At 49.0% G+C, this 1,389-nt stretch carries 1 protein-coding gene; it reads right to left on the bottom strand.

Annotation, left to right across the window (positions count from 1 at the left end):
• Nucleotides 1-283: 283 nt before the first annotated feature.
• A complete protein-coding gene (locus JNC80_RS19905; RefSeq protein ID WP_376711410.1) occupies nt 284-1,306 on the bottom strand; it encodes an IS110 family RNA-guided transposase in 1,023 nt (340 codons plus the stop codon).
• Between the last annotated feature and the right edge of the window lie 83 nt (nt 1,307-1,389).

Genomic DNA, 1,389 nt, shown 5'->3' with positions numbered 1-1,389 from the left:
GGGCATGTGTGGACGGCCTCCGTTTGGCAAGATGTTTTTTGATATTTCTGACAAGCTGGTCGAGTGCAGGCATGTGTCCGGCCTATTGATGCGGCTATAACATGCCGCTGGCCCTGATGAAGTCCGCAGATTGAGTTCCTTACAAGTCCTCGCGCTTTCATACGCAGCCCCGGAATGCGGAGTGTCTCAATCCCGGCTTTTGACCGTTTGTCATCATACCATGAGCATCTCACCTCTTGTTTGTTGCGTTCAGCCTCTGAAGCAACAATGACAAAAATACTTGTTAGATGCGTTGCACACCAAATGTGGAACCGTGCACCATAAGCGCCCAGACAATTCGAGCCATTTTATTGGCTAACGCGACAGCAGCAACCATATAACGTTTGCGCTCCAAAAGCCCGGCGGCCCATTGTGTCGTTTGAACAGTACTTTTCTTGCGAAAGCGTAAGACGGAATGTGCTCCGAGAACAAGAAGACGCCGTAAATATGGATCACCTTGTTTGGTGATACTCCCCAGCCGGTTCTTTCCTCCCGACGAATTCTGGCGAGGAACCAAACCTATCCATGCCGCAAGCTCCCGGCCCGACTTGAACACTCTAGGATCAGTGATCGTAGCGCTCAGCGCGCTTGCTATTATCGGCCCAATGCCTGGCACGCTTTCCAAGCGTTTGCTCAATTCATTTTGTTTATGCCAAGCATGAATTGATTTCTCCAAGCCTATTATTTCGTTGTGAACTGCTTTCATTTGGCGCACTAACGGCAATAAAGCCATGCGGGCAACTGTTGGTAAGCTCGCATCTTCTTCACATTCGATTACCTCAACAAGTTGCATTGAGCCAACAACGCCTTGGCGGCTAACAAGACCAAGTTCTGCTGCATGAGCACGAATGGCATTAACGATCATAGTACGTTGTCGAATAAGGTGTTCCCGAGCACGGTGGAGCATGATCACGGCCTGTTGTTGTTCGCTCTTTATAGGTACGAAACGCATTGTAGGGCGACTAACAGCTTCGCATATAGCTTCGGCATCTGCCGCATCATTTTTCTGCCGCTTTACATAAGGCTTGACGTAAACTGCTGGCATTAATCGCACATCATGCCCTAATTCCTGCAGCGAGCGCGCCCAATGATGAGCACTGGCGCAAGCCTCCATTCCAATTAGACATCGTGGGATGCGACTGAAGAATGGCAAAACATCGCTTCGTGACAGTTTTCGGCGTAGAATGACACGCTCCTGACTATCAACTCCATGAATTTGAAAAACGTTTTTAGCTAAATCAATTCCTACCGTCGCAAGTTCTGACATAACCGTTCTCCTTGGTGGCTTTTAAAAACAACCACACTATCGCACAAAAGCGGATCAGGAGGCCGTCCACCACATCAAGTCCA

The organism is Pseudochrobactrum lubricantis (genome assembly GCF_041929865.1).
GTDB classification, from domain to species: domain Bacteria; phylum Pseudomonadota; class Alphaproteobacteria; order Rhizobiales; family Rhizobiaceae; genus Pseudochrobactrum; species Pseudochrobactrum saccharolyticum.
Note: the sequence above shows the minus strand (reverse complement) of the source record. Positions and strands in the feature narration are given on the sequence as shown.